Origin of the sequence: Natronomonas sp. (assembly GCF_028274965.1) — an archaeon.
In the GTDB taxonomy this organism is placed as follows: domain Archaea; phylum Halobacteriota; class Halobacteria; order Halobacteriales; family Haloarculaceae; genus Natronomonas.
In genome coordinates, this window is record NZ_JAQCNO010000058.1 from 1 (window position 1) to 25,774 (window position 25,774).

At 67.4% G+C, this 25,774-nt stretch carries 22 protein-coding genes and 1 tRNA gene; 2 read left to right on the forward strand and 21 right to left on the reverse strand.

Annotated elements, in window-relative coordinates; all coding sequences use genetic code 11:
* From Q0916_RS09340 to Q0916_RS09365, 6 genes are all read right to left on the reverse strand, one after another.
* Positions 1 to 72 (reverse strand) — tRNA-Ala (locus Q0916_RS09340).
* Positions 73 to 207: 135 nt separating this feature from the next.
* Complete coding sequence (rpsJ, locus tag Q0916_RS09345) at positions 208 to 516, reverse strand: 30S ribosomal protein S10 (protein WP_015410669.1); 309 nt, start codon at positions 514 to 516, stop codon at positions 208 to 210.
* A 3-nt stretch (positions 517 to 519) separates the two neighbouring features.
* The gene (gene tuf / locus Q0916_RS09350) at positions 520 to 1,785 is read right to left on the reverse strand and encodes a translation elongation factor EF-1 subunit alpha (RefSeq protein ID WP_299236877.1); all 1,266 of its coding nucleotides are present in this window, start codon (positions 1,783 to 1,785) and stop codon (positions 520 to 522) included.
* Positions 1,786 to 1,922: 137 nt separating this feature from the next.
* The gene (locus Q0916_RS09355; RefSeq protein WP_299236878.1) at positions 1,923 to 2,876 is read right to left on the reverse strand and encodes a homoserine dehydrogenase; all 954 of its coding nucleotides are present in this window, start codon (positions 2,874 to 2,876) and stop codon (positions 1,923 to 1,925) included.
* The gene (locus Q0916_RS09360) at positions 2,873 to 3,397 is read right to left on the reverse strand and encodes an amino acid-binding protein (protein ID WP_299236880.1); all 525 of its coding nucleotides are present in this window, start codon (positions 3,395 to 3,397) and stop codon (positions 2,873 to 2,875) included. Before Q0916_RS09360 ends, Q0916_RS09355 begins: the two co-directional genes overlap by 4 nt.
* A 113-nt stretch (positions 3,398 to 3,510) precedes the next feature.
* Positions 3,511 to 5,700, reverse strand: coding sequence for an elongation factor EF-2 (locus tag Q0916_RS09365; protein WP_299236882.1), 2,190 nt, complete (start codon positions 5,698 to 5,700; stop codon positions 3,511 to 3,513).
* Positions 5,701 to 5,877: 177 nt separating this feature from the next.
* Here Q0916_RS09365 and Q0916_RS09370 point away from each other — a divergent pair, with 177 nt between their 5' ends.
* Positions 5,878 to 6,630 (forward strand): DUF5781 family protein, encoded by a 753-nt coding sequence (locus Q0916_RS09370; protein ID WP_299236883.1) that lies wholly within the window; start codon positions 5,878 to 5,880, stop codon positions 6,628 to 6,630.
* A 72-nt stretch (positions 6,631 to 6,702) separates the two neighbouring features.
* Here the strand turns inward: Q0916_RS09370 and Q0916_RS09375 are convergent, their stop codons facing one another.
* From Q0916_RS09375 to Q0916_RS09445, 15 genes are all read right to left on the reverse strand, one after another.
* The gene (locus Q0916_RS09375) at positions 6,703 to 7,314 is read right to left on the reverse strand and encodes a 30S ribosomal protein S7 (RefSeq protein ID WP_299236885.1); all 612 of its coding nucleotides are present in this window, start codon (positions 7,312 to 7,314) and stop codon (positions 6,703 to 6,705) included.
* A complete protein-coding gene (locus tag Q0916_RS09380) occupies positions 7,311 to 7,739 on the reverse strand; it encodes a 30S ribosomal protein S12 (protein ID WP_299236887.1) in 429 nt (142 codons plus the stop codon). The genes Q0916_RS09375 and Q0916_RS09380 overlap by 4 nt, the downstream gene beginning before the upstream one ends.
* Before the next feature lie 83 nt (positions 7,740 to 7,822).
* Positions 7,823 to 8,248 carry a NusA-like transcription termination signal-binding factor gene (locus Q0916_RS09385; RefSeq protein ID WP_299236889.1) on the reverse strand — a complete coding sequence of 142 codons (426 nt, stop codon included), beginning with the start codon at positions 8,246 to 8,248 and terminating at the stop codon, positions 7,823 to 7,825.
* Between the two features lie 9 nt (positions 8,249 to 8,257).
* Positions 8,258 to 10,942, reverse strand: coding sequence for a DNA-directed RNA polymerase subunit A'' (locus tag Q0916_RS09390; RefSeq protein ID WP_349254520.1), 2,685 nt, complete (start codon positions 10,940 to 10,942; stop codon positions 8,258 to 8,260).
* Positions 10,935 to 14,117, reverse strand: a complete 3,183-nt coding sequence (locus tag Q0916_RS09395; protein WP_349254521.1) for a DNA-directed RNA polymerase subunit A' — start codon at positions 14,115 to 14,117, stop codon at positions 10,935 to 10,937. Before Q0916_RS09395 ends, Q0916_RS09390 begins: the two co-directional genes overlap by 8 nt.
* Complete coding sequence (rpoB, locus tag Q0916_RS09400; protein ID WP_299236891.1) at positions 14,117 to 15,943, reverse strand: DNA-directed RNA polymerase subunit B; 1,827 nt, start codon at positions 15,941 to 15,943, stop codon at positions 14,117 to 14,119. The genes Q0916_RS09395 and rpoB overlap by 1 nt, the downstream gene beginning before the upstream one ends.
* A gap of 1 nt (position 15,944) precedes the next feature.
* Positions 15,945 to 17,510 carry a DNA-directed RNA polymerase subunit B'' gene (locus Q0916_RS09405; RefSeq protein WP_299236893.1) on the reverse strand — a complete coding sequence of 522 codons (1,566 nt, stop codon included), beginning with the start codon at positions 17,508 to 17,510 and terminating at the stop codon, positions 15,945 to 15,947.
* A complete protein-coding gene (locus tag Q0916_RS09410) occupies positions 17,507 to 17,734 on the reverse strand; it encodes a DNA-directed RNA polymerase subunit H (protein ID WP_299236895.1) in 228 nt (75 codons plus the stop codon). The genes Q0916_RS09405 and Q0916_RS09410 overlap by 4 nt, the downstream gene beginning before the upstream one ends.
* A gap of 200 nt (positions 17,735 to 17,934) precedes the next feature.
* On the reverse strand, positions 17,935 to 18,738 hold the full coding sequence (pheA, locus tag Q0916_RS09415; RefSeq protein ID WP_299236897.1) for a prephenate dehydratase: 804 nt from the start codon (positions 18,736 to 18,738) through the stop codon (positions 17,935 to 17,937).
* 45 nt (positions 18,739 to 18,783) lie between these two features.
* A complete protein-coding gene (gene lpdA, locus Q0916_RS09420; protein WP_299236899.1) occupies positions 18,784 to 20,208 on the reverse strand; it encodes a dihydrolipoyl dehydrogenase in 1,425 nt (474 codons plus the stop codon).
* A 102-nt stretch (positions 20,209 to 20,310) separates the two neighbouring features.
* Entirely contained in the window at positions 20,311 to 21,435 is a 1,125-nt protein-coding gene (locus Q0916_RS09425) for an ABC transporter permease (RefSeq protein ID WP_299236901.1), read from the reverse strand.
* Positions 21,432 to 22,088, reverse strand: coding sequence for an ABC transporter ATP-binding protein (locus tag Q0916_RS09430; protein WP_299236904.1), 657 nt, complete (start codon positions 22,086 to 22,088; stop codon positions 21,432 to 21,434). The genes Q0916_RS09425 and Q0916_RS09430 overlap by 4 nt, the downstream gene beginning before the upstream one ends.
* A complete protein-coding gene (locus Q0916_RS09435; RefSeq protein ID WP_299236906.1) occupies positions 22,075 to 23,337 on the reverse strand; it encodes a hypothetical protein in 1,263 nt (420 codons plus the stop codon). Before Q0916_RS09435 ends, Q0916_RS09430 begins: the two co-directional genes overlap by 14 nt.
* Positions 23,338 to 23,404: 67 nt before the next feature.
* Positions 23,405 to 24,064 (reverse strand): response regulator transcription factor, encoded by a 660-nt coding sequence (locus Q0916_RS09440; RefSeq protein ID WP_299236908.1) that lies wholly within the window; start codon positions 24,062 to 24,064, stop codon positions 23,405 to 23,407.
* Between the two features lie 60 nt (positions 24,065 to 24,124).
* Positions 24,125 to 25,525: a signal recognition particle protein Srp54 gene (locus Q0916_RS09445; protein ID WP_299236910.1), complete on the reverse strand. Its 1,401-nt coding sequence runs from the start codon at positions 25,523 to 25,525 to the stop codon at positions 24,125 to 24,127.
* A 112-nt stretch (positions 25,526 to 25,637) separates the two neighbouring features.
* On the opposite strand from Q0916_RS09445, the gene Q0916_RS09450 reads away from it, so the two are divergent.
* Positions 25,638 to 25,774: 50S ribosomal protein L40e (locus tag Q0916_RS09450; protein ID WP_299236916.1), on the forward strand; the 137-nt coding region annotated here is incomplete at its 3' end.

Below are 25,774 nucleotides of genomic sequence, written 5' to 3' on the forward strand. Positions count from 1 at the left end.
TGGACTCGCCGGGATTTGAACCCGGGGCCTCTTCCTTGCGAAGGAAGCGATCTGCCGCTGATCTACGAGCCCGCAGTCCGTGATTGCCGGGAACGCCGTTTCACTCTTCCGATCGCAGGAGGCGACCGGGAACGATCGCGCGCAAGCGCGTGAGCACTGCAACGGACACGCCGCCCGCGGTTCGCGGGGGTTCGCGCCGTCGGCGCGTCAGTCCTCGAGGACGATCTCGATCGAGACGTCGTTCGGGACTTGGATCCGCATGAGCTGTCTGAGCGCGCGCTCGTCGGCGTCGATGTCGATGAGCCGCTTGTGGACGCGCATCTCCCAGTGTTCCCACGTCGCCGTCCCCTCGCCGTCGGGGGACTTGCGCGCGGGGATCTCCAGCGTTTTCGTCGGAAGCGGAACCGGGCCCGACAGCGTCACACCCGTCTTGTCCGCGATCTCGCGGACATCGTCGCAGATGTTGTCGAGGTCCTCAGGAGCCGTGCCCGCGAGGCGAACGCGTGCCTGCTGCATGCGTTATCGCTCGTTGACGCTGAGGACTTTGCCGGCCGCGACGGTCTGACCCATGTCGCGGATGGCGAAGCTGCCCAGCTCGGGGATCTCGTTCGAGGACTCGATGCTGAGCGGCTTCTGGGGACGGACCGTCACGACGGCCGCGTCGCCCGACTGGATGAAGTCCGGGTTCTCCTCGGCGACCTCGCCGGAGGAGGGATCGATCTTCTTGTCGATCGACTCGATCGTGCAGGCGACCTGTGCGGTGTGGGCGTGGAACACGGGCGTGTAGCCGGCCGTGATCACCGAAGGGTGCTGCATGACGACGACCTGTGCCTGGAACGTCTCGGCGACCGTCGGCGGGTCCTCGGCGGGGCCGCAGACGTCGCCGCGGCGGATGTCGTCCTTGCCGATGCCGCGGACGTTGAACCCGACGTTGTCGCCGGGTTCGGCCTTCGGCACCTCCTCGTGGTGCATCTCGACCGTCTTGACCTCCCCGCCCACGTCGGAGGGCTGGAAGGAGACGTTGTCGCCGGTGTTGAGGATCCCCGTCTCGACGCGGCCGACCGGGACCGTTCCGATCCCGGAGATGGTGTAGACGTCCTGAATCGGCAGCCGAAGCGGCGCGTCCGTCGGCGGCTGGGGCTCCGGGAGGTTGTTCAGCGATTGGAGCAGCGTCGGGCCGTCGTACCACGGCGTGTTCTCCGAGTCCTCGGAGACGTTGTCGCCCTCGAAGGCCGAGGTCGGGATGAACTCGGCGTCGTCGACGTCGAAGCGGACCTGCTGGAGCAGCTCCTTGACCTCCTCGACGACGGCCTTGTACTTGGACTCGTCGTAGTCGACGAGGTCCATCTTGTTGACCGCGACGATGAGCTCGTCGATGCCCAGCGTCCGGGCCAAAAAGACGTGCTCCTGTGTCTGCGGCTGGACGCCGTCGTCGGCGGCGACGACGAGGACCGCGTTGTCGGCCTGGCTCGCGCCCGTGATCATGTTCTTCACGAAGTCGCGGTGGCCCGGACAGTCGACGATGGTGAAATTGTACTTGTCGGTGTCGAACTCCTGGTGGGCGATGTCGATCGTGACACCACGCTCTCGCTCCTCGGCGAGGTTGTCCATGACGTAGGCGAACTCGAAGCCGCCCTTGCCCTTCTCCTCGGCTTCCTCTCGGTACTGCTCGATTACGTGCTCGGGGACGCTCCCAGTCTCGAAGAGGAGCCGCCCGACCATTGTACTCTTTCCGTGGTCGACGTGGCCGATGACGGCCAGATTCTGGTGGGGTATGTCGCTCATTATTAACTCACGCGCGGGTGCGCTGTATCCGCATCTTTCGTCGGTGTCCCGTAAAACGATTTCGAAAGGGTTCAGCCGAATCCGGACGCCTCGGGCGGTTTGCGACCCGATACCACGGGGTGCGCGTCGTCGTCGGCTCAGTTTCGGCCGGCGGGCGGGAGGCGACCGATGTCGGCAAGCACGGCGCTGGCCGTTTCGGGGCCGCCGGCGCCCCTCCCGGAGATGTTCAGCCGTCCGGCGTGGGTCGTCTCCAGTTGGACGATGTTGAGCGTTCCCGAGACCGCGAGCGTCCCGTTTTCGGGGACCAACCGGGGACCGACCCGGACGCGCCCGTCGGAGACCTCGCCGACGAGCCGGATCGTCCGCCCGTCCTCGGCGGCCAACTCCAGGGCGCTGCCCGGGAGGTCGGCGATCCCCTCAACCTCGGCGTCCTCGAGCGTGTAGGTCTCCTGATAAAGGACGTTCGCGAGGATGACGCATTTCAGCGCCGCGTCGGTCCCCTCGACGTCGAAACTCGGGTCGGCCTCGGCGACACCGAGGTCCTTTGCTTCGGCCAGGACGTGTTCGTAGCCGAGGCCCTCGGCAGCCATCCGGCTGAGGACAAAGTTCGCCGTCCCGTTGAGCACGCCGCGGGCGGCCGTGACCTGGCCGTTGAGGTCCGCGATCGTCGAGAGGACCGGGATCGCGCCCCCGACCGCCGCCTCGAAAAGCACCGTGCCCGCGGAGTCGGCCTCCAGGGCGCGGACGTCCTCGTAGCGTTCGGCGACCGGGCCCTTGTTCGCGAGAACGACGTGGCGGTCGGCCTCGAGCGCCCGCCGGACGTGCGAAAACCCGGGTTCGGCGTCGCCGAGCGTCGTCGGCGTCGCCTCGACGAGCACGTCGTAGGCCGCATCGAAGGCCGCCTCGGGGGCGGCGTCGCCGACGGCGCCGCCGGATCGCTTCGCCTCGAGGATCGCCGCGGCGTCGAGGCCGTCGTCGTCGACGGCCGCGCTCGACGAATCGGCGACGGCGACGACGTCGTGGCCGTACTCACCGGCCAACTCGACGACGGAGGTGCCGACCGCACCGGCGCCCAACACGGCGACGTTCACGCCGACCCCTCCGTGAGCGGCTCGACGACGCGGAGGCCCTTCTCGGCGGCGACCTCCCGGACCGCAGAGAGCGCCTTCGAGCTTCGGCCCTCGCTCGCGACGAGCCTGAGTCGGGCGCTCGATGGGGCCTCGGTACCCGCCGGCGCCGAAAGCGAGAGGTCGGCGACCGAGACGCCGCCGCACTCGCGGAACCGCTGGAGGCTATCGGAGAGGTCCGTCTCGACGAGGTGACCGACGAGGACGACCGTCAGCTCCTCGCTGTACCGCTCGGTTCCGGCCCGGATGACGTTGACGCCCGAGCTCCGGAGGGCGTCAACGATGGTTTCGAACTGCGCTTCGGTCGCTTCGAGGTCGACCTCGACCGGGATCCGACCGCGGGGCGTGACGTTGCCGCGCTCGTGGAAGATCGAAAGGAGGTTCCCGCCGCTATCGGCGATCGGTTCGAGCGCGCCGAGCAGTTCCCCGGGTTCGTCGACGAGTTCCAGCCGGACGGTGTAGGACCGCGTACCGGCGTCGCTCATCGGCTCCCCTCCGATCGTTCGTTCATTACTACGGTTCAGTGTCGCCGAGTATAAGAACGCCACCATTCGAAAACGCCGTCGGAGCCCGCGATCGCGGGATCGGTCGGGGCCCGTTAGAAGTAGTCGACCTGCTCGGGCAACTCGAGTTTCATGCCCTTCCGCTCGCGGATCCCCTCGATGATCTCCGGTTGGAGGTTGTCGGCCATGACGCGGAACCCGGCGTTTTCGGTGTTCCAGGAGGCTCGGCCCTCGGTCGCCGAGCGGATGTCCGAGGAGAACCCGATCATCTCGTCGACGGGCGCGATCCCCTCGACGACCATGAGGTCGCCCTCCTGGTACATGTCGTCGACCCGGCCGCGGCGGCCCTGGATCTCGCCCGACGCCGCGCCCATGTGCTCGTTCGGGACGTCGATGCGGACCTCCTGGATCGGTTCGAGCAGCTTGATGTCGGCGTCCATGAGCGCGTTGTGGACCGCCCGGCGGACGGCCGGGATGACCTGGGCCGGCCCCCGGTGGATAGCGTCCTCGTGGAGGCGGGCGTCGTGCAGTCGGACCAAGGCGCCCTCGACGGGCTCGGCGGCGAGCGGGCCGTCGTCGAGGGCCTCCTCTAACCCCTCGATGACGAGCTCCATCGTCTCGTTGAGGTGCTGGATCCCCTTCGTGTCGTCGATGAAGACGTTCGTGTTGAAGATGTGCTCGACGTTCTGGGCCGTGTCCTTGTCCATGCCCTGTTCCATGAGCGCCTCGCGGCGCTCGAGTTCGGGCATGTCCATCGACGCGTCGCCGAGCTTGATCGACTCGACGATGTCGTCGTCGAGCGGCTCGACGGTGATGTAAAACCGGTTGTGGTTGTTCGGCGAGCGCCCCTCGACCTCGCGGGAGTCGGTCTGTGGCGATTCGCGGTAGACGACGATCGGTTCGCCCGTGTTGACCGGGATCCCCTGGTTGCGCTCGATGCGTTGGGTGATCACCTCGAGGTGGAGCTCGCCCTGCCCGGAGATGAGGTGCTCGCCGGTGTCCTCGTTGATCTCGATTTGGATGGTCGGGTCCTCCTTTGCGACCTGCTGGAGCGTCTCGATGAGCTTCGGCAGGTCGTCCATGCTTCTGGCCTCGACGCTTTTCGTGATGACCGGCTCGGAGATGTGCTCGATGGACTCGAAGGGCGTCATCTCCACCGAGGAGACCGTCGATCCGGCGATGGCGTCCCGGAGACCGGTGACGGCGGCGATGTTGCCCGCGGGGACGTGATCGACCTCCTCGCGCTCGCCGCCCATGTATATGCCGACGCTCTGGACGCGGTTCCTCCCGGCGGTCCCGGAGACGTACAGCTCCTGGCCCTTCTCGATCGTCCCCGAGAAGACCCGGCCGGCGGCGATCTCGCCGGCGTGAGGGTCGATCCCGATGTCGGTGACCATGAGGACGAGCTCGCCGTCCTCGTCGACCATGCGCATCGTCCCGGCGAGATCCGACTCGGCGTCGCCGCGCCAGATGCGGGGGATCCGGTGGGGCTGTGCGGCGATCGGGTTCGGGAAGTGCTCACAGACCATATCGAGGACGACGTCGGAAAGCGGCGTCCGGTCGTGGAGTTCCTGGCGCTTGTCCGCCTTCTCGAGGTCGATGATGTCGCCGAAGTCCATGCCGGTCCGCTGCATCGAGGGCATCGAGACGCCCCACTTGTACAGCGCGGAGCCGAACCCGACGGTGCCCTCCTCGACGGAGACCGTCCAGTCCTCGTCGATGTCGTCCATCTCCTCGGTCATCCCGCGGATGAGTTCGTTGACGTCGCCGATGACGCCCATGAGTCGCTGTTGCATCTCCTCGGGACCCTCCTGGAGTTCGGAGATGAGCCGATCGACCTTGTTGATGAAAAGCGCCGGCTTGACCCCCTCGCGCAGCGCCTGCCGGAGGACGGTCTCGGTCTGCGGCATCGCGCCCTCGACGGCGTCGACGACCACCAAGGCGCCGTCGACGGCCCGCATCGCCCGCGTCACGTCGCCGCCGAAATCGACGTGGCCGGGCGTGTCGATGAGGTTGATCAGGTGGTTCGTGTCCTCGTACTCGTGGGTCATCGAGACGTTCGCCGCGTCGATGGTGATGCCCCGTTCCTGTTCGTCCTCCTCGGTGTCCATCGCGAGCTGTTGGCCCGCGCTCTCCTCGGCGATCATGCCCGCGCCGGCGAGCAGGTTGTCGGTCAGCGTCGTCTTCCCGTGGTCGACGTGTGCGGCGATGGCGATGTTCCGGATGTGCTCCGGGTTGTCCATCAGCCGTTCACACTCCTGTACGATTTTCTTGCGTCGGCCCATTATACCACCTTTTTTCGTCAGCAGCGTGAAAAGCGTAGTGTTTCACCGCGGTGTCGTTTCGCGCGCGGCGGACGACCCGACCGGGGCGTGAGGATCCGAGCGGCGACTCAAGCGCGGACGCCCCGGCGCGCGGAGGGCGTAACAGTCAAACCCGCAGAGCACGTGGCAAGAACTGACATGGATGTTCGCGTGACGGGCGGCGGTCCCGCCGAGCCGTTTTTGAGCGCCCGCGACCTCCTCGCCACCGAGTACGACCTCAAGCGCCCGGTCGTCGTGGAGGTCCGGGCCGACCCCGACGAGCGGACGATGGCGAGTCACTACGACGACCGCCACGAGTTGGTCGTTTCGCGCCGCGCCGCTACCTCGGCGATGGCCCGGGAGCTCGCGCTGCACGAGTTCGCCCACATGGCCCGCTACGAGGAGGCCCACCCGTCGCACCGGCAGTCGACCGACGAGGCGCTGTTTTTGGCCCTCGCCGGGCGCAGCGTCGAGCGCCGGAAGCTCTCGCATTGCTACCAGATCGCCAACCACATGAAGGACATCTACGCCGACGACATCACGCTCGACATCGGGCCGACGGGGAAGCTCGTCGGGTTCATGGAGTCCTCACTCGCGGGCGCGCTCGCCGACTCGCCGCCGTCGGCGCCCGGAGGCTGGGAGCGCCGGACGGACGCGGCCGACCCGGACATCACGGCGGTCAACGCCGCGTTCGCGCTCGCGTTGTTGGAGCGACACGACGCGATCGACCCCGGACACCGTCTGTACGATCTGGCGGACGCGGCCGCCGCCGACGCGCCGGACGTCCCGCTGAAGCGGTTCAAGCGGCACTTCCGGTCGCTCGGGCCCGACCCCGGCGAGTCGGAGTACCGGAAGACGCTCGTCGACGTGACCCGTGAGTACACCGTCGGGCGCGAGCGGGCGGCCGATTGAGTCCGGGCGCGAGCCGAGGGGTCGGGAGGAGAGAGCGGAGAAACGAGCGTCGAAAACGACCGAGTGGGGCGGTCAGCGCGCCGCCGCGGCGACGCGTTCCTGTTCTTCTTTCTGGTTGATCGGATAGGCGTTGAGGTCGTAGTTCGCCGCGCCGACGAGTTGGTTCGCCAGCGCCTCCGCGGCGGACGTCGTCGTCTTGAACGAGGCGTTTTGGGTGCCCTGTGCGATGAACTTCAGCGCCTGATCGACGCGGCGCTGAGGGGCGACGTCGACGGCTTTCGGCACGGAGATGCCGCCGTACTTCAGCCGCACCGTCTCCTCGCGGGGCCCGGCGTTCTCGACGGCCGTCACGAGGACCTGGACGGGGTTTTCGTCGGCCCGGCTCTCGACGATCCCGAACGCCTCGCGGACGATCCGGGTCGCCTGCTGTTTCTTGCCGGTGTTCTCCTCGGTCTGCATCAGGCGGTTGATCAGCCGCTCGACGACGCTGATCTCGGACTTTTTGAACTGCTTTTCGGAGTGTCGGCCCATCGTGTGAGCGATCGGCGTCACCGTGATGTACCGCCGCGTCGAGGGGTCCGAGTACTCGATCCCGTCGACGCCGTACTCGCCGAACAGCTCCGCCGAGACGCGCTCGTCGTCGGTCGCGGCCGGCGCGTCGGGCTCGGGCGCTTCCGAGCTCATCGGACGGGCTTCTCCGCGTTCCCGCGGACGAGTTCGATCATCGAAACCCCGTTCACCTTCTCGACTTTGTAGTTGACGCCGGAGAGATCGCCCATCGCGCGGCCCTTCGCACCGCCGATGCCGGCGATGGTGACCTCGTCGTGCTCGTCGATAAAGGAGATGGCACCGTCGCCGGGGCAGAAGGCGGTGACCTGCTTGCCGTTCTTGATGAGTTGAACCCGGACGCACTTCCGGATGGCCGAGTTGGGTTGTTTCGCTTCGATACCGACCTTCTCGAGGACGATGCCCCGGCCCTGCGGGGCCCCCTCGAGGGGGTCGGACTTCTTGCTGAGTCCGCGGGCACGGCGCGCGTAATCGGAGTCGGACCACCGGTGTTTCTGGCGGTCCTTCTTGAGTTTGCGCGCGGCGTATTTGCCGTTCGCCATAGTACGCATTTGTTCCCTGCGGAGCTACTTAAGCGTCCCTTTTCGGGGATCCGGGCGGGCTGGTCGGCTCCGGCGGCGTCGCTTCAGGCCAACTCGACGTCGGCGATCCCGAAGTGTCGGGCCGCGAGCCGCCGCGCGAGGTCGATCCGGCGGCCGTCCTTGCCGATGGCGACGCCCCGGTCCGCGCTGTCGACCTCGGCGTAGGCGACGGTGTCGTCGTCGCCGCTCAGCGTGACGTTGTAGACGGCCGCCGGCGCGAGGGCGTTGGCGACGAAGTCGTCGGGGGCGTCGGCGTGTTCGACGACGACCACGTCGCGGCCGATCTTGGATTCGACCCGTTGGACGTGCTCGCCGCCGGGACCGATCGCCTGTCCCATCGTCCCGGCGGGGACGACGAAGACCACACGATCGTAGGGGTCATCGAGCACGCAATCGAGGGCCGGCACCTCCGTCTGTTCGTCGAACAGCGCGATGTAGCGCCGGGCGTCGTCGGAGAGGGTGAGTCCCATATGCGTGGCTCAGTCGTCCGCCGAGGAGCCGCCGGGCTGTCTGGCCCCCATCCGCAGATCGACGTCGCCCGTGCCGAGACGGATCGGCTTGCCGACGATGACGTTCTCGGTGACGCCGTCGAGGTCGTCGACCTCGCCGTGGATGGCCGCGTCCATCAGGTGGTTCACCGTCACCTCGAAGGCCGCGCGCGCGAGCACCGAGTCCTTGTTCCCGGAGATGCCGTGTCGGCCGATCGACTCGATCTCGCCGTTGTTCGTCATGATGTCCGCGACGAGCATCAGGTGTCTGATGTTCACATCGTCGAGGCCCTGCTCTTCGAGCGTGTTCATCGTCTCCTCGATGATCGCCTCGCGGGCCGCCTCGATGCCGAGATTGTTGTGGATCTCGTGGATGTTGTTACACGTCGTCCGGGAGGCGTCGACGCCCTCGATGTCGAGGACCTCCTTGAGGTTCGATCCCTCGGTGTAGAGGATGAACTCCTCGCCGCCGTCGTCGAGGTCCTCCTTGCGGATGACGACCCGGCTGATCTCCTCGATGCCCTTGAACACGATCTCGCGGAGCTCCTCGACGAGCTGTAACAGCTGCCGGTAGGAGGGCTCCTCGGGGCCGAACTGGATGAGCGTCGACGACGGGCGGTCCGTCTCGACGCCGAGTTCGGACTCGATCGTGCCGGCGATCCGGGCGGCGACGTCGTCGACGCTGTCGATCGTCGGCCACCGCTCGGAGAGCGTCTGCTCGTTGAGGTCGATCTGGACCAGCATGTCTGCGACGTTCGTCGAGACGTCGCCCAACGCGAGGATGCGGGTCGCCTCGATGTTCCAGACGACCTCGTGGGCCTTCTCGCGGTCCGTCGCGTACACGCCGTCGAGGTGGACCGTCATCATCGGCGTGTCGGGCGTCTTTCTGGCGTCGACGAGCTCGATGAGCCGCGGGAGGCCCTGGGTGACATCGATCTCGGCGACGCCGGCGTAGTGGAACGTGTTCATCGTGTTGTGCGTCACGACGCCCTCGGCGGTCGTGAACGTCTCGAGCCCTTCGACCGAGAGGTCGTAGACGTACTCGTGATCGCTCTCGATCGTCTCGATGGATTCGATACGGTCCCAGACGACATCACCGGCGACCGCCCGACGAAGCGAATCGAGCTCCGAAAGGCTCCCCTCAAGCGCGTCTTCGGCTTCGGCAACGAGCCGAGCGAGGCGGTTTCGGCCGATGCGCTGTCGATCAGATGCGCTATTCACCTGTCGCTTCGGGATGTTTGCGGCGCTCGCAACCGTTTCGAGCGCGTCCCCGAAGTTCGGGATCTGGTCGGTCGTGTCGGGACCGTTCGGATCGACTGTCTCGGCTACCTCTTCGAGTTCGGTCCCGCGTTCGCCGACCATTCCGACCCGATCGTGGAACCGCGGAACGTGCTTTTTCGGGACTCGAAGCGTCCGGGAGCCGTCCCGTTGAGTGAGCGTTGCATGTATTTCGAATCGGGCGAGCAGTAGCGCAATGCCAGCGGTCAGTCGTTCGCTCGTCGAACTGGAACGTACGGCACTCTCGCTGACGTTCCCGTCACCGCTGAAGTAACCCCGGAGCAGTCCGGCGACGAACGCGTCGTTAGCACCGAGCGTGAATCCGGGGACGGTTTTGTCGCCGTTCTCAGTGCAAACGGCGCGGATGAGATCGGCGAGGACGGTGCCGTTTATACGGATATCGTGGCCGGTCCCGAAGCCGCTTCGGTTCTCGTATTCGTTTACAGAGAGATCGAACCGTGCCGCGAACGAACGGATCCGCGACTGGAATTCGGAGTCGACGTTCGATACTGAGACGTAGTGGTCCGTTACCGACCCCTCGGCGAGCCACGCGCCGATAAAGAAGCCCGTCTCTTCGTCCAGCGGGAGCTGTTCCGGAAGCCCGACCGTTCCCTGCACGGGGTATACGGCGTGCTCTTCGAGTGTCCCCTTATCGAGGGCGACACGTTTGTTCCGGAGCTGATCCGATCCCCCCGGAACGGACTCGACGCCGCCGTCAGTCAGTGCGGACGTGTACCAGTAGTCGCTCGCCGGGAGATACTCGCGCAGATCGATCGAGTCGCCGTCCGTGCTGTCCAGCGACGAAACGATCGGAAGCCAGTCCCCAGTATCGAGGTCTTCGCCGGCAACCGGAACGACCTCGTTGTCCTCCCGCGTCACGAACGAGTGGGCCTTTGTTGCTCGGATCGATCGTCCGGATTCCAGTTCGAACCGGAGCAGTTCCGCCGGCGTTTCGTGTCGGCTGATCTCTTCGACCGGCTTCCACTCGACCGCCTCCTCGCGCGAGAGGCTCGGAACCTCCAGCCCCTCCGGCGCGAGAGCGACCTCGTGGTCGTCGACCGTCCGTGTCTCGCGGCCCTCCATCAGTGAGTCCACGAGCGGGCCGATCTCTGTGACGTCGGTTTCGCCGTTCCGGCGGACGATCACGCGCTCGTCTGCGGGAACGCTCATCTGCGTTCCGGGCTCGCCGATGCTCTGTGCGGAGACGGTGCCGACCGGATCGAGCGGGTCGATCCGGCTCTCGAGGTACTGCGACTCGACGGCCTCGGTGATCTCCTCGACGTGGGACTCGGTCATGTCCTCGCGTCCGCGGATCGTCTCGTAGAGGTTCTCCTTGAGCCGCCGCGGCAGGTCGGTCCCCTCGACGGTCGACTCCATCCCGTCGGTGATCTCAGTCATCCGACTCGACCTCCAGGCTGCCCGCGGCCGAGCGCCACGAGTCGCCGTGTTCCGAGAGGTTCGTCTTCGGCTCCTGTATCCCCAGGAACTCCGCTTTCTGCTCCTCGGAGTCGAACTCCTCGTCGACGATCCGGTCGGCGATCGACTCGATGTCGATGTCGAACTCCTCCGAGGAGGAGACCCGGACCGGCGAGGTGCCGTCCTCGCCGAACTCGAACTGGACGACCGTGTCCGAGGTGTCCCGGACCGTCCCGTCGTACTGCGCTTCGAGTTCCGAGAGCGCGTTGATGAGCCGGCGCTGGAGGTAGCCGGACTTGGAGGTCCGGACGGCCGTATCGACCAGCCCCTCGCGGCCGCCCATCGCGTGGAAGAAGAACTCCTTCGGCGTCAGGCCGTTCCGGTAGGAGTTCTCGACGAAGCCGTGGGCGTCCGCCGAGAGGTCGTTCGGCTTGAAGTGACTCAGCGTCCGGTCCTCGTAGCCACGGTTGATCCGCTCGCCGCGGACGGCCTGTTGGCCGACGCAGCCGGCCATCTGCGTCAGGTTGAGCATCGAGCCCCGGGCGCCGGACTGTGCCATGACGACCGCCGGGTTGTCGCTGTCGAAGTGGTCGTCGGCGATGTCGCCCGCGGAGTCGCGGGCCTTGCCGAGCGTCTGCATGATCTTCATCTCGAGGGTCTCGTCGACGGTCCGCCCGGGCAGCGACTCGAGTTCGCCGCGGCGGTAGGTGTCGATGAGCGTCTCGACGCGCTCGTTGGCGTTGTCGATCGCCTCGGTGATCTGCTCTTCGGCCTCGCGCTCGATCGACTCGTCGTCGATCCCGATCGAGAACCCGAAGTGCATGATCGACCGCATCGCGAGCGTCGCGACCTCGTTGACGAACACGCGGGCGCGGGTGTTGCCGTACACCTTACAGATCGTGTCGACGACCTCGCCGCCGAAGGCGCCGACCGCGTCCTCGTCGATGGTCCCCGAGACGAGCTGGCCGTCCTCGATGACGACGTCGTCGCCCGCCGAGGAGGCGAACTCGAGGCTGAGACCGTCCGGGAGGAGTTCGGAGAAGATCGACCGGCCCGTCCAGTACGCGAGGCCGCCGTCGTCGGTGCCGTCCGCGGCCGGGAGCTCGTCGATGCTCGTCGCCCGGAGCAGATCGAGCGCCTGCGTCTCGTTGAACCGGGGGTTCTCGTGGGTGAGCAGGTACAGCCCCGAGATGTGGTCCTGGATCGCGCCGATGATGTTCTCGCCGAACCGCGGGCTGAGGATCTGCTCTTGGACGCGCATGAGCACGCGCGCCTCGGCGCGGGCCTCCTCGTTTTGCAGCGCGTGCATGTTCATCTCGTCGCCATCGAAGTCGGCGTTGTACGGCGGACAGACGACGGTGTTCAGTCGGAACGTCTTGTACGGCATCACGACCACCTCGTGGGCCATGATCGACATCCGGTGCAGCGAGGGCTGGCGGTTGAAGATCACGATGTCGCCGTCGATGAGGTGACGGGCGACCTCCCAGCCGGGTTGGATCTTCTCGGAGAGCTCCTCGCAGTTCTTTTCGGTCACCTTCAGGCGGCGGCCGTCGGGGCGTTTGACGTAGTTCGCGCCCGGGTGGGTCTCGGGGCCGTTCGAGACGTACCGGCGGGCGTCCTCGAGGTTCCGCTCGTTGACGTTCATCGTCTGTGTCATCTCGGTCGCGACCCGGTCGGGGACGCCCACCTCGTTCAGGCTGAGCGTCGGGTCCGGCGAGATGACCGTCCGGGCCGAGAAGTTCACCCGCTTGCCCGAAAGCGAGCCGCGGAAGCGGCCCTCCTTGCCCTTCAGTCGCTGTGAGAGCGTCTTCAGCGGGCGGCCCGAGCGGTGTCTGGCCGGCGGCGTGCCGCTGATCTCGTTGTCCATGAACGTCGTGACGTGGTACTGCAACAGCTCCCAGAGGTCCTCGATGATCAACTGGGGCGCGCCGGCCTCGCGGTTCTCCATGAACCGCTGGTTGATCCGGATGATGTCGACCAGCTTGTGCGTGAGGTCGTCCTCGGAGCGCTGGCCGTTGTCCAGCGTGATCGACGGCCGCGCGGTGACCGGCGGGACCGGCAGCACGGTCAGGATCATCCACTCCGGGCGCGAGCGGTCGGCGTTGATCCCGAGCGTCTCGATGTCGTCGTCGGGGATCGCCTCGAAGCGGTCCCGGATGTTGCTCGGCATCAGCTTGTCGCCGCTGTAGGAGACGAGAAAGTCCGACGCGGGCGTGTTCTCGAAGCGGCCGCCGAACGGGCCGCTCGAGGACATCAGCTCGCTCATGATCTGAAGCAGCGAGACGTGCTCGCGGCCGATCCGCTCGCTGTCGCCCGGCCCCTGCCCGCTCATCAGCCGGCTGATGTCGGCGACGGTGATCGACGCGTCGCCGCCCCACGTGGCGATCACGTCGTTGACCGCCTCAACGAGCTCGTCGAGTTCGATCTCCGTGCCGCCCTCGCCGCCCTCGAGCGCCTCGGCGAGGAGGTCCCTGACGTCGCTGTCGGGGACGGGGGCCTGTTCGAGGTACGTCGAGGGCTTTTCGTGGCTGACGTCGTACTGGGCCGTCGGGTAGCCCTCCCGGTAGTCGTCGTCCTCGGTGCAGTACGGGCAGTAGTCCGCGTCCCTGGCCTGTCTGATCGCGGCCTTCAGCACGTCGGAGGGGTCCTCCCTGAGATCGCGGGTTCGTTCGAGCTGGTCTTTGAACTGCTGTCGTTTCCGCTCGGCGGCCTGTTCGGCCTTCTCCTGGGCGCTTCGGGCGTCCTCGGGGCTGACGAACCACGACCGCGGCGGCGTGTCGTCGCGGTCGCTGAAGTACTCGCGGCGGTACTCGCGGTCCGAGGGGTCCGCGAGCGTCAGCCGGCCGCACTCCCGGCAGGTGCCCCGCAGCAGCCGCCGGATGAGCTTCGCGTGGCCGACGTGGATCACGGGGGCGGCGAGCTCGATGTGTCCGAAGTGCCCGTTGCACGACCCGCTGTGTTTCCCGCAGGTCTTACACTCGAGGCCGGGGTCGATGACGCCGAGCCGCGGGTCCATCAGGCCCATGTCGATCGGGAAGCCGTCGTCGTCGTACGTGTCGGCCGTGATTATCTTCGTGGCCGACATGTTGCGGTACTCCTCGGGGTCCATCAGCCCGAAACTCAACGAGCCGATCTCCTTCGGTGTTTGTCCTTGCATTATACAGCGTCCTCCAGTTCGATTCGGGGAGCGATACCCAGCGCCTTCATCTCGTCGAGCAGCAGTTTGAACGCGTAGCTCATCTCGACCTCGTGGACGTCGGTCTCCTCGTCGCAGTTCGGACAGTAGACGCGCCGTTGTTCGACGTTCTCGACGGCGCTCATGCCGCACTGTCCGCAGACGTAGATGTCCTCGCGGTCGGACTCATCGAGGAGCCGCTCTTTGAGCGTCATGGCCGCGCCGTGGCCGATGAAGACGTCCCGCTCCATCTCGCCGATCCGGAGGCCGCCCTCGCGGGCCCGGCCCTCGGTCGGCTGACGGGTCAACACCTGCACGGGACCGCGCGAGCGGGCGTGCAGTTTGTTCGAGACCATGTGGTAGAGCTTCTGATAGAAGATGACGCCGACGAAGATCTCCGCCTCGATCTTCTCGCCGGTGATCCCGGAGTACATAACCTCCTTGCCGTTGGAGTCGAAGCCGCGTTCGACGAGCGCCTCGCGGAGCTCGTCCTCGTTTTCGCCCTGGAAGGGCGTGCCGTCGACGCGTCGCCCCTCGAGGGAGCCGACCTTGCCGCCGAGCATCTCGAGGATGTGCCCGACGGTCATCCGGGAGGGCAACGCGTGGGGGTTCAACACGAGGTCGGGCACGAGCCCGTCCTGGGTGAACGGCATGTCCTCCTGGGGCGCGAGGTGGCCGACGACGCCCTTCTGGCCGTGCCGGGAGGCGAACTTATCGCCCAACTCCGGGACCCGCTCGTCTCTGACCTTCACCTTCGAGAGCTTCGAGCCGTCCTCGCCCTCCATCAGCGTCACGGTGTCGACGACCCCGGACTCCCCGGAGCGCATCGTCACGGAGGTCTCGCGGCGCTTTTGTGGGCTGAGTCCGCCCATGTCGTCGGGCTCCTCGAGAAAGCGCGGCGGCGAGGTCTTGCCGAGCAGCACGTCGTTTTCGCCGACGGGCGTCTCGGGGTTGACGAGGCCGTCCTCGTCGAGGTGGGTGTAGGCCTCCTCGCCCCGGGCGCCGCGGACGTCCTCCTCGGGGATCTCGAAGCGGTCCTCCTGGCCGCCGGGGTAGCGGCGCTCCTCGCCCTCGTAGGTCCGGAAGAAATGCGACCGGGCGAGCGCCCGCTCGACGCTCGCTTTGTTCATGACGAGGGCGTCCTCGATGTTGAACCCCTCGTAGCTCATGACCGCGACGACGAAGTTCTGCGCCGCCGGTCGGTCGTCGTACCCGATCTGTTCGGTGGTCTGGGTCTTGACGATCGACAGTTGCGGGTAGTGCAGGAGGTGCTGTCGCGTGTCGGGTCTGATCCGGTAGTTCGCGCTCGGCAGTCCCAGCGACTGTTTGATCATCCCCGAGCCCATCGTGATCCGCGGCGAGGCGTTGTGCTCGGGGTACGGGATCATGCCCGCTCCGATCCCGAACATCAACTGTGGGTCGATCTCGAGGTGGGTGTGGTCCTCCGATAGCTCCTCCTCGTCGACGGCGACGAGGATGTCCTCTTCCTCCTCGGCGTCGATGAACTCGACGTACCCGCGGTCGACGAGCGACTCGAACGCCAGGTCGCCGTCCGTGACGGCCTGTAGCTCCTCGTCGCTCATCAGGGGCTCGCCGTCCTCGACGACGATGAGCGGGCGGCGCGCGCGGCCGGCGTCGGCGTTGACGATGACCTCGTCGGTTCTGTCCCGGACCGAGACGTTGACCATCTCGTCGATCTCCCCGCGCCGCCGCGATTCGCGGATGTCGTTTGCGAGTCTGTGCGGATCCGGATGGGTGCCGATGAGGCTCCCGTTGACGTACACTTTCGCTTCTCGTCCTTGGCTCATGTTAGTCGTCCGCCGCGTGTGTTTCGACCGTCTCGATTCCCGGGATGCCCTCGACGCCCATCGACGCGAGTTCGCGTTTCAGCCCGCGCTCGTCGTCGACGTTCTGTGAGAGCTCCATCGCCTGTGCGAAGTTCTTCACCAGCCCGCAGTTCGGGCCCTCCGGCGTCTCGGAGGGGCAGATGCGCCCCCACTGCGTGGCGTGGAGGTCCCGCGCCTCGAAGTGCGGCTGCGAGCGCGAAAGCGGTGATCGGAGCCGGCGGAGGTGGCTCAAAACGCCCATGTAGTCCGTCCGGTCGACGAGCTGGGAGACGCCCGAGCGGCCGCCGACCCAGTTGCCCGTCGCGATCGGGTGTTCGAGCCGCTCGGTCAGCACGTCCGAGCGGACGACCGTGCTCACCGAGAGCTGTCGGTTCCGCATGTTCGCCCGTTCGAGTTGGTACTTCACGTCCCGGGCCAGTTTATTCAACGCCGTCCGGAACAGGTCTTTCATCAGGTCGCCGGAGACCTTGAGCCGCTTGTTCGCGTAGTGGTCCTTGTCGTCTGACTCCCGTCGCCCCAAGGCGAGTTCGAAACAGGCCTCGGCCATCCGACAGAGGTACACCGCCTTGTTCATCCGGACCTCCTCGTCCTCGACGCCCTCCTCGTGGAGGTGCGGCAGGAGGTACCGGTCGATGACGTAGTTGGCGCGTTTCAGCTGGTAGTTCTTGCCCTGGCCGGCGGCGACGCGCTGGCCGAGCGTCTCGATCGCCTCGGCGGTCGTTCCGACCTCGGCGGCCTCGAGGTTCTCCAGCATGAACTTCACGATCTCGGGGTCGTCGGAGACGCGGTGGACGATGTCCTCGTCGGACTCGAGCCCGAGCGCCCTGACGAGCGTCACGAAGTTGATGCTGCCCGACACGGAGGGGAACGACACCTCGAGGATGCCGCTTCGGTTCCGCTCACAGAGCACCAACGCGCGGTAGCCGCGCCGTTGTGAGAACGTCTTGGCGATCTGGATCTCGTCGCCGTACTTCGTGTCGTACTCCGCGAGGATCTTGTTCGGGGCCAGGTCCTCGCTCGTCATCAACACGCGCTCGGAGCCGTTGACGATGAAGTAGCCGCCGGGGTCGGCGGGGTCCTCGCCGATCTCGACGAGCTCCTCGCGGGTGAAATCGGCGATGTTGCACTTGTCGGAGCCGACCATGACCGGCATCCGGCCGACCTTCGTTTCGGCCTGGTCGACGACGTGTTCTTCCTCCTCGTCGCCGCCGCGGACGATCGACATCTCCATGAACACCGGCGCGGAGTAGGTGATGTTCCGGAGGCGGGCCTCCTGTGGGTACAACAGCTCCTCGGAGCCGTCGGCCTCCCGGACGCGCGGCGTGACGATCCGGACGTTCGAGAGGTCGACGCGGACCGGTTCCTGGCCCTCCTTGTCGCCGATGTCGGTGTCGATCGACTCCTTCTCGTCGACGACGCGCTGCATGCCGCGGTCGAGGAAGTTGTTGAACGACCGGAAGTGATGCTCCGCGAGCCGTTCTCGCGAGAAGTACTCCCGGGAGATTGCGCGTCTGTCCTCTCTGTTCATTCTACCACCAGGCGGTACACGATCGCCTCGTCGGTCGTCCGGGAGTCCCGAACGATCTCGATCACGTCGCCGACCTCGGCGTCCTCGGGGAGGGCGGCGTCGCGGCGTTTGATCTTCGGGAGGTCTGTGCGCCGGATGTCGTACTCCGAGAGCACGTCCTCGACGGCGTCCCGATCGAGGACCCTGTGCTCCGGGACCTGGTTGTGTTGGCTTACGTCTACCATGTGTTTGTCTGACTGGGGAAAGAAGCTGTCACGAGATACTACAGGTACATATATATTCAAGGGATTTAAGCGTTGTCAAATCTGACGGCCGCGGCTACCCGACCCGCCTCCCGTGCGGGCCGGATCTGCTCGTATCTCCCCCTTCGACGGCACAATTAAAAAACCCTCGTGTGGACACGACGGCCGGCGGCGACGGGGCCTCAGAGGACGTGTTCGGTGTCGTAGGACCCGAGGATGCGCACCCACCCGTGCGTTGCGATGTCTCTGAGTTCCTCGACGGCCGCCTGCGCCCGGTCCTCGTAGAGCCCGGCGGCGAAATCGAGGTGGAAGATGTAGTCGCCGAGCCGCTCGCCGCTGGGTCTGGACTCGACGCGGGAAAGGTTGATGTCCCGCTCGGCGAACGGTTCGAGCATCTCCAAGAGCAGTCCGGGGTAGTTCGTGTTGGGGTATATGATGACGGAGCTCTTTCCGCCGGCGTCGGAGCGCTCGGTCTCTGGGGCGAGGACGACAAACCGGGTCGCGTTCGAGGTGCTGTCCTGGATGTCCTGGGCGAGCACCTGGAGGTCGGGGCCGGCGGTCGCCGGGTGGCCGATGGCGGCGGTCGTCGGGTCCTCGCGGGCCCGCTCGACGCCGCGGGCCGTCGAGGCCACCGCCTCGGTCGTCGCGCTCGGGTACTCCTCGCTCAGGAACCCCCGACACTGCGCGAGCGCCTGTGGGTGGCTCGCGACGGTCTCGAACTCGCCGGCCTGGGCCATCAGAGCGTGTTTGATCGGCGTCACGATCTCCCTGACGACGGCGACGTTGCGGTCGGCGAGGGCGTCGAGGGACTCGGTGACCGACCCCTCGATGCTGTTCTCGATCGGGACGACCCCGCGTTCGTACTCGCCGCTTGCGACCCCTTCGACGATCCCCGTCACCGACTCGACGAACTCGACATCGTCGCTGACCGATTCGGTCGCGCGGTGTGAGTACGTCCCCTTCGGGCCGAGCGTGAGGGCTTTCATCGGCCGACGGTACGCCGCCGTAATGTAAAAGCGATCGGGTGGGACCTACCGGTTCAGGGTGTGGACGGCGGCGTTTCGGGCGTTTGCGGCCGCCTCGGCGACCGCCTCCGACAGCGTCGGGTGGGTGTGCACCGTCGCGGCGACGTCCTCGAGTCGCGCGCCCATCTCGATCGCCAGGCCCACCTCGGCGATCAGTTCGGCAGCGTGGGGGGCAACGATCCGCGCGCCGAGGACGAACTCCGTGTCGGCGTCCGCGACGAGTCTGACGAACCCCTCGCCGCCGCCGAGGGTGAGCGCCCGGCCGGAGGCCCGCATCGGCATCTCCCCGACGACGGGGTCGAACCCCTCGGCGGCGGCCCCCTCTGCGTCCAGCCCGACGCTGCCGATCTCGGGGTCGGTGAACACCGCAGAGGGGATCGCCCGCTGGTCGAGCCGTGCCGGCTCGCCGGCGATGACCTCCGCGGCGACGTGGCCCTCGCGGTAGGCCTTGTGTGCGAGCATCGGTTCGCCGGCCACGTCCCCGACCGCGTGGACGTGTTCGACATCGGTTCTCGTCGCCGCGTCCGTCTCGAGGACCCCCGCATCGTTCGGCGAGAGCCCGACGGCCTCGACGTTGCAGGTGTCGGAGGCGGGCCGGCGGCCGACGGCGACGAGGACCCGCTCGGCGGTGTACTCGCTCGTCTCGCCGTCCTCGGTCTCGGTCGCGACGCGGGCGGCGGCGGCCGTTTCGGTCCAGCCGGTGGCGGCCTCGCCGAAGCTGAACTCGACGCCGAGGTCCTCGGCGCGGCTCCGGACGGCCCGGGCGATGTCGTCGCCGTAGGCGGGGAGGACGTCATCGAGCATCTCGACGACGGTCACGTTCGACCCCAGCTTCGCGAGCATCGTCGACAGCTCCATACCGATGTATCCGCCGCCGACGACGAGGACCGACTCCGGTACCGAGTCAAGCGAGAGGACGTCGCTCGAATCGCAGATCCGGTCGCCGTCGAAGCCGAACCCGGGTAACTCGATCGGGCGGCTCCCCGTCGCGACGACGGCGTGTTCGAACTCGATCGACTCGCTGCCCTGGCCCTCGCCGCCGTGGACGACGCGGGCGGTGTGTTCGTCGACGAACTCCGCGCGGCCCTCGATCAGGTTGACCCCGTTCGCCTTACAGAGCTTCTCGACGCCGCTCGTCAGCCGGTCGACGACGCCGTCCTTCCACTCGGTCATCCCCTGGACGTCGATGTCGGCGCGGGCGTACAGCCCCATCGCCTCCGCGTGTTCGGCCTCGTGGGCCAGCCCCGTCACGTGGATGAGCGCCTTCGATGGGATACAGCCCTCGTTGAGACACGTCCCGCCGTAGGCGTCGGCCTCGACGAGCGTCACGTCCAGGCCGAGCTGTCCGCCCCGGATCGCGGCCACGTAGCCGCCGGGACCGCCGCCGATCACCAGTACGTCCGTGCCCGTTGCGATGTCTCCGACGACCATTCGTCGTGACTCAGGCGCCGCGATCATAAAAGGTGTCGCGGTCGACGGGCGGCTCCGTGCGCCGCGGACGCCGGGTCGGGCCGGGGCGGGGCGGGGACGCGGTCAGCTCCGGAGCGCGTCGACCGGGCGCTCGTTGGCCGCCTTCCAGGCCGGGTACAGCCCGCTCGCGACGCTTATCAGGATCCCGAAGGCGAACGCGCCGAGGAGGTACAGCCCGTTGCGCGGGTCGAGGACCATCCCGAGTTCGACCGGCGTCACGGCGTAGAGGACGGCCACGAGTCCGACGGTGACGACGATCCCGCCCAGCGCGCCGACGATCCCCAACAGCGCCGCCTCGAACAGCATCGTCCGCAGGACGGCCCGGCGGGGGACGCCGACGGCCCGGAGCACGCCGATCTCCTGGCGGCGCTCGACGGTGCTCATGAGCATGACGTTGAGGATACTGACGCCGGCGACGAAAAGCGAGATGCCGCCGAGACCGATCAGAAAGCCCGAAAGCAGCGAGAAGAACTCGTCGATCTCGTTGACGATCGAGGAGAGCTCGAAGACGTCGACGCGCTCCTCGCGGGCGTTGACCGTCGTCTGGATCGCCGTCGCGCTCGCCGTCGCCTCGGCGCCCGTCTCGGTCCGGACGAGCACCTGTTGGTACCCCTCGCCGCCGACGTCGGACTCGGGGAGCATCACGGCGTCGTCCGGCGAGACCGGCGAGAACGCCTCGACCGGTTCTAAGACGGCGAGCACGCGGTGGTCCTCGCCGGCGACGGTGATGCTGTCGCCGACCCGGACCTCAAGGGTCTCCGCGACCTCCGCGCCGACGATCGCGCCCTGTCTGTGGCGCTCGGGGAGCCGCCCGTCGGCGGCGGTGTACACCGAGGCGGGGTTTTCGATCCCGTAGATCGTCGCGGCGGCCGAGTTGCTGCCGCGGGTGACGAGCCCGCCGTCGGTTTTCAGCGGGACGACGGTGCCGGCGTCTGTCGCGCGCTCGATCTCGGTCACGGTCGCGTCGTCGATCGACTGGTAGCCGGCGTCGGCGTTCGGGGAGACGATCACCTGCGTTCCGATGTCCCCGAGGGCGTCGCTCGCGCCGACCGCGAGCACGTTCCCGAAGATGCCGAGCGAGGCGATCGCAACGACGCCGACGAGGATGCCGAGCGCCGCGAGCGCCGACCGGAGCCGGTTCCGCGAGAGGTTCCGGCGGGCGACGAAAAGCGCCGGGAGTCGGGTCACGCGATCGCTCCGTCCTCCAGTTCGACCGTCCGGTCGGCGTACGCCGCGACCGCCGGGTCGTGGGTGACGGCGACGACGCTGACCCCGCGGTCGGTGACCCCGGTCAGCGTGTCGAGGATCCGCTCGCCGGTGTCGCGATCGAGGTTGCCGGTCGGCTCGTCGGCGAGGACGATCGACGGCCGGTTGATCAGCGATCTGGCGATCGCGACCCGCTGTTTCTGTCCGCCGCTGAGCTCGTTCGGCGTGTGACCGAGACGATCGCCCAGCCCGACCCGCCCGAGCAGGTCGGCGGCCCGATCGCGCTTCGGGTCGGCGTCGAAGATCGTCGGCACGGCGACGTTTTCGGCCGCGGACAGCGTCGGGATGAGATGGAAGTCCTGGAAGACGAACCCGACCGTTTCCTTGCGTATCCGCGTCCGCTCGCCGACGTCGGTGTCGGTCACGTCCTCGTCGCCGACCAAGATCCGGCCCTCGTCGGGGGCATCAAGCAGCCCGACGACGTTCAGAAGCGTCGACTTTCCGCTGCCGCTTGGACCCATGACCGCGACGAAGGCCCCCTCCTCGACGGACAGCGAGACCGCATCGAGCGCGACGACGGGGCCACCGGCGGCGTCGTACCGGCGGGTCACCCCGGCCAACTCAATCGCGGCCACGGGATCGCCTCCAGCCGAGCGCCGCGCCGCCGACGAGCGTCACGGACCCGGACACGGCCGTGAGGGCGACGATCGACAGCGGCACGCCGGAGTCGTCTCCGGTGTCGCTCGGCGCGCCGTCGATCGGGAGTTCGACGGTCCGCTCGTAGGGTTCGCCCCCGGCGAGGTACGTCACCGTCACCGGAACCGCCGTCGCGTTCGCGCGGTCGACGTCGGCGGTGAGATCGAACCGGACGAACTCGCTTTCGGGGACGGTGCCGACGAAGTAGTTCCGCGCCGGGTAGGCGGGGGAGACGTGTTCGGTGCCCTCGACGGCGACGATCGCGCTGTTTACCTCCCCGAGGCCCCTGTTTGCCGCGTTGCCGGTTATCGTCACCGTCCCGTCCTCGAAGGTCACGTCGATGTCGGTCAGGACGATCTCGCCGCGGTTGGGCCGGTACTCGAGGGTCGTGTCGCTCGTCGATCGATCCGTGCCGAGCGTGTACGCGGCCTCGAAGCCAAACCGCGTCGGCTCGTCGAACGCGCCGGCGTCGAAGAGGACGCTCTCCGTCTCGCCGGCGGCGACGTTCGGCACCGACAGCCGGGGCAGCGACTCGTTTCCGGCCGTCGGCGCAACGGTCACGTCCCGGGCCGTCGCCGTCCCGAAGTTCGTCACCTCGACCCTGATGAGCGACGTCCGGAGCTGTTCGTCCTCCTCCTCGCTGTCGTCGTTGCCGCCGAGGACGGCGTCGGGCGAGAGGCCGACGTCGGGCTGTTCGTCCTCCTCGAGTTCGTCGGGATCGACCGTCCGGGCGTCGACCTGGACGTCGTCCGTGACCCCCGCGGCGTCGACGCCGCCGACGACGACCGTCACCGGGCGGGTGGCGGTGACGGTGGTGCCGTCCTCGTCGTCGGTCTCGACGACGAGCGCGAGGTCCCGAACGCCGGCGGTTTCAAACGCCGTCGTGAGTTCGAGCGTGACGTCGTCGCCGACGGACAGCGATCCGAGACCGCTCGCCTCGGCGTAGACGGCGTCGTCGTTGCGCGCCTCGAGGGCGACCCGATCGAGCGCCACGCCGGTCGCGCTGCCGGCGGAGTTCTCGACGGTGAACTCGACGGTGGTGGTGTTCTGTGGCTCCGGGGCGGTCGGCGAGACCGACACGTCGGAGACGACGATGCGGGCGTCCGGGACGTCGCCGGCGGCGGGGACCGCCACCGCGACGCCCGAGACGACGAGGGCGACAACCAAGACAAAACGGAGCGCGTTCACTACTCGCGGTTCGTCCCGAACGGTGTTATGTGTGTCGCCGGGGACAGCGGGCGGCCGATCGGACGGGTCAGGCCTGCCCGTCCTCGATCGGATCGACCCGGACGCTGAACTCCTCGAGATCGACGACGACGCGCTCGGTGACCGTCCGGAACGTCTCGTAGTGGTCGCCGCCGGGGTCGATCTGCGTCCGGCTGTCGATGAGCCCGGTCTGTCGGAGCGTGTTGAGCCGCCGATAGACCGTCGGCAGGGAGTACCCCGTCAGTTCGGCGACCTCGCTGGCGCTCCGTTCGGCCTCGTTGAGCACGCGACAACAGCGCCGCGTCTTCGTGTCGCCGAGGGCGTCGAGCACCTCGTTCGAGGTGTCGTCGGCCCGCTGTTTGAGGACGCTGTCGACCACCTCGAGCAGTTCGTCCCGGTCGGCGGGCTTGACGACGTACTCGTCGAACGGCAGTTCGATCATCCCCTCGTCCGGTTCGACCGCGGTGATCATCACGACGGGACAGTCGTGTCCGTCCGCGCGGAGCCGTTCGAGCACCTCGTCGCCGGACATGCCGGGCATCCGCCGGTCGAGCAACACGACGTCGACGCTCTCGTCGAACGTCTCGAGGGCGGTCCGGCCGTCGTGTGCGGTCTCGATGTCGTAGGAGTCGCCGAACCACACCTCGTATATGTCGACGAGTTCCTGCTCGTCGTCGACGAGCAGCACCGTCTGGTTGCCCTCTGACATCGCCTACCGGCTGTACTTGTGGCCCCGGTATAACGGTTTGGGGGCGTTCCGACGGCGTCGTCAGTCCCCGAACGGCCCCATGCCGCCGAGGCCGCCGGCCCCGCCGCCACCGCCACCGCCGCCCTGTTGCATCTGTTTCATCATCCGCTGCATGTCGCCGTCGCCCATCCCCTGGAACTGCTTCATCATCCGGCTCATCATCTTGTGCTGTTCGAGCAACTCGCGGACCGTCTCCTCGCTCTTCCCGGAGCCGCGGGCGATGCGTTCGATCTGGCTCTGGCCGACCGCGCGGGGGGTTTCTAGTTCGGTCTCGGTCATCGAGTCCATGATGATCTCGAAGTCCCGGAGGCGGTCCTGCGTCATGTCCATCGCGTCGTCCGGCAGCTGGTCCTTGATCCCGCCGCCGAGCCCGGGGATCATATCGAGGACCTGATCGAGCGGCCCCATCCGGTTCATCGCGTTCATCTGGTTGCGCATGTCCTTCAGCGTGAACTCCCCTTTCATCAGGTCCTCGGGGTCCCAGTCCTCCTCCTCTTGGGTCTCGGCCATCGCGCGCTCGACGCGCTCGGAGAGCTGCTTGAGATCGCCCATCCCGAGCAGCCGGGAGATGAACCCCGAGGCCTCGAAGCGCTCGATGTCGGCGACCTCCTCGCCGGTCCCGAGGAAGGCGATCGAGGAGTCCGTCTGGTCGACGGCGGCCAGCGCGCCGCCGCCTTTGGCCGTCCCGTCGAGCTTCGTGATCACCACGCCGTCGACGCCGACCGCGTCGTGGAACTGCTCGGCTTGGTCCTTTGCGCCCTGCCCGATCGCCGCGTCGAGGACGAGCAGGTTCCGGTCGGGGTCGACCGCCGACTCGATCTCCTCGAGCTCGTCGATGAGGTCCCCTTCGAGGGCGTGTCGGCCCGCGGTGTCGACGATGTGGACGTCCGCGCCGGCGGTCGCCTCGAGGCCCTTCTCGGCGATGTCGACGGGGTCGTCGTTGTCGGGGTCGCCGTAGAACTCGACCTCGGCCCGCTCGGTCATCTCCTTTGCCTGTTCGTAGGCGCCCGGGCGGAACGTGTCGGTCTGGATCACGGCGGGGCGGAGCCCCTTCTTCGAGAACCACCACGCCATCTTCGCGGCGCTCGTCGTCTTGCCCGACCCCTGGAGCCCGGCGAGGACGATCGTCTGCTCCTCGAGGGGGAGTTCCGTCGACTCGCCGACCAGCCCGACCATCTCCTCGTAGACGATCTTGAGGACGTGATCGCGGGCGGTCGTCCCGGCCGGCGGCTCCTCGTTCAGGGCGCGCTCGCGGATCGAATCCGAGAGGTCCATCACCAGCGAGACGTCGACATCGGCCGAGAGCAGCGAGCGCTGGATCTCCTTGACGATCTCCTCGACGTCGTCCTCCGAGAGAGTCGTCTTGCCCTGTAGCGTATCGAGCGTTCCACGGAGGGAACTGCCCAGGTCGTCGAGTACCATTTGTCGGACGTAGACAGTCCAGCCTAAAGGCTTTGTTCGTCGCGCGAGCGCCGCTGGGAGTCGGCGCAACCGAACGGTCAGGTTTATGCGCTCGGGCCCTCTCCGTGTCGGTATGGCAAAGTTCGAGGAAGCAGAAAGGCGCATTCTCGAGAAGATGATCTGCATGCGCTGTAACGCCCGGAACCCGAAACGCGCCGACAGCTGCCGGAAGTGCGGGTACAAGAAGCTCCGGCCGAAGGCCAAAGAGCG

Excerpts from the sequence above, each read along its gene's own strand:
- lpdA (WP_299236899.1), bottom strand. The coding sequence starts at position 20,208 with ATGGTCGTCGGAGACATCGCAACGGGCACGGACGTACTGGTGATCGGC.
- Q0916_RS09445 (WP_299236910.1), bottom strand. The coding sequence starts at position 25,525 with ATGGTACTCGACGACCTGGGCAGTTCCCTCCGTGGAACGCTCGATACG.
- Q0916_RS09365 (WP_299236882.1), bottom strand. The coding sequence starts at position 5,700 with ATGGGCCGACGCAAGAAAATCGTACAGGAGTGTGAACGGCTGATGGAC.
- pheA (WP_299236897.1), bottom strand. The coding sequence starts at position 18,738 with ATGAAAGCCCTCACGCTCGGCCCGAAGGGGACGTACTCACACCGCGCG.
- Q0916_RS09440 (WP_299236908.1), bottom strand. The coding sequence starts at position 24,064 with ATGTCAGAGGGCAACCAGACGGTGCTGCTCGTCGACGACGAGCAGGAA.
- tuf (WP_299236877.1), bottom strand. The coding sequence starts at position 1,785 with ATGAGCGACATACCCCACCAGAATCTGGCCGTCATCGGCCACGTCGAC.
- Q0916_RS09380 (WP_299236887.1), bottom strand. The coding sequence starts at position 7,739 with ATGGCGAACGGCAAATACGCCGCGCGCAAACTCAAGAAGGACCGCCAG.
- Q0916_RS09360 (WP_299236880.1), bottom strand. The coding sequence starts at position 3,397 with ATGAGCGACGCCGGTACGCGGTCCTACACCGTCCGGCTGGAACTCGTC.
- rpsJ (WP_015410669.1), bottom strand. The coding sequence starts at position 516 with ATGCAGCAGGCACGCGTTCGCCTCGCGGGCACGGCTCCTGAGGACCTC.
- rpoB (WP_299236891.1), bottom strand. The coding sequence starts at position 15,943 with ATGAGCCAAGGACGAGAAGCGAAAGTGTACGTCAACGGGAGCCTCATC.
- Q0916_RS09390 (WP_349254520.1), bottom strand. The coding sequence starts at position 10,942 with ATGACTGAGATCACCGACGGGATGGAGTCGACCGTCGAGGGGACCGAC.
- Q0916_RS09410 (WP_299236895.1), bottom strand. The coding sequence starts at position 17,734 with ATGGTAGACGTAAGCCAACACAACCAGGTCCCGGAGCACAGGGTCCTC.
- Q0916_RS09375 (WP_299236885.1), bottom strand. The coding sequence starts at position 7,314 with ATGAGCTCGGAAGCGCCCGAGCCCGACGCGCCGGCCGCGACCGACGAC.
- Q0916_RS09385 (WP_299236889.1), bottom strand. The coding sequence starts at position 8,248 with ATGGGACTCACCCTCTCCGACGACGCCCGGCGCTACATCGCGCTGTTC.
- Q0916_RS09405 (WP_299236893.1), bottom strand. The coding sequence starts at position 17,510 with ATGAACAGAGAGGACAGACGCGCAATCTCCCGGGAGTACTTCTCGCGA.
- Q0916_RS09370 (WP_299236883.1), top strand. The coding sequence starts at position 5,878 with ATGGATGTTCGCGTGACGGGCGGCGGTCCCGCCGAGCCGTTTTTGAGC.
- Q0916_RS09395 (WP_349254521.1), bottom strand. The coding sequence starts at position 14,117 with ATGCAAGGACAAACACCGAAGGAGATCGGCTCGTTGAGTTTCGGGCTG.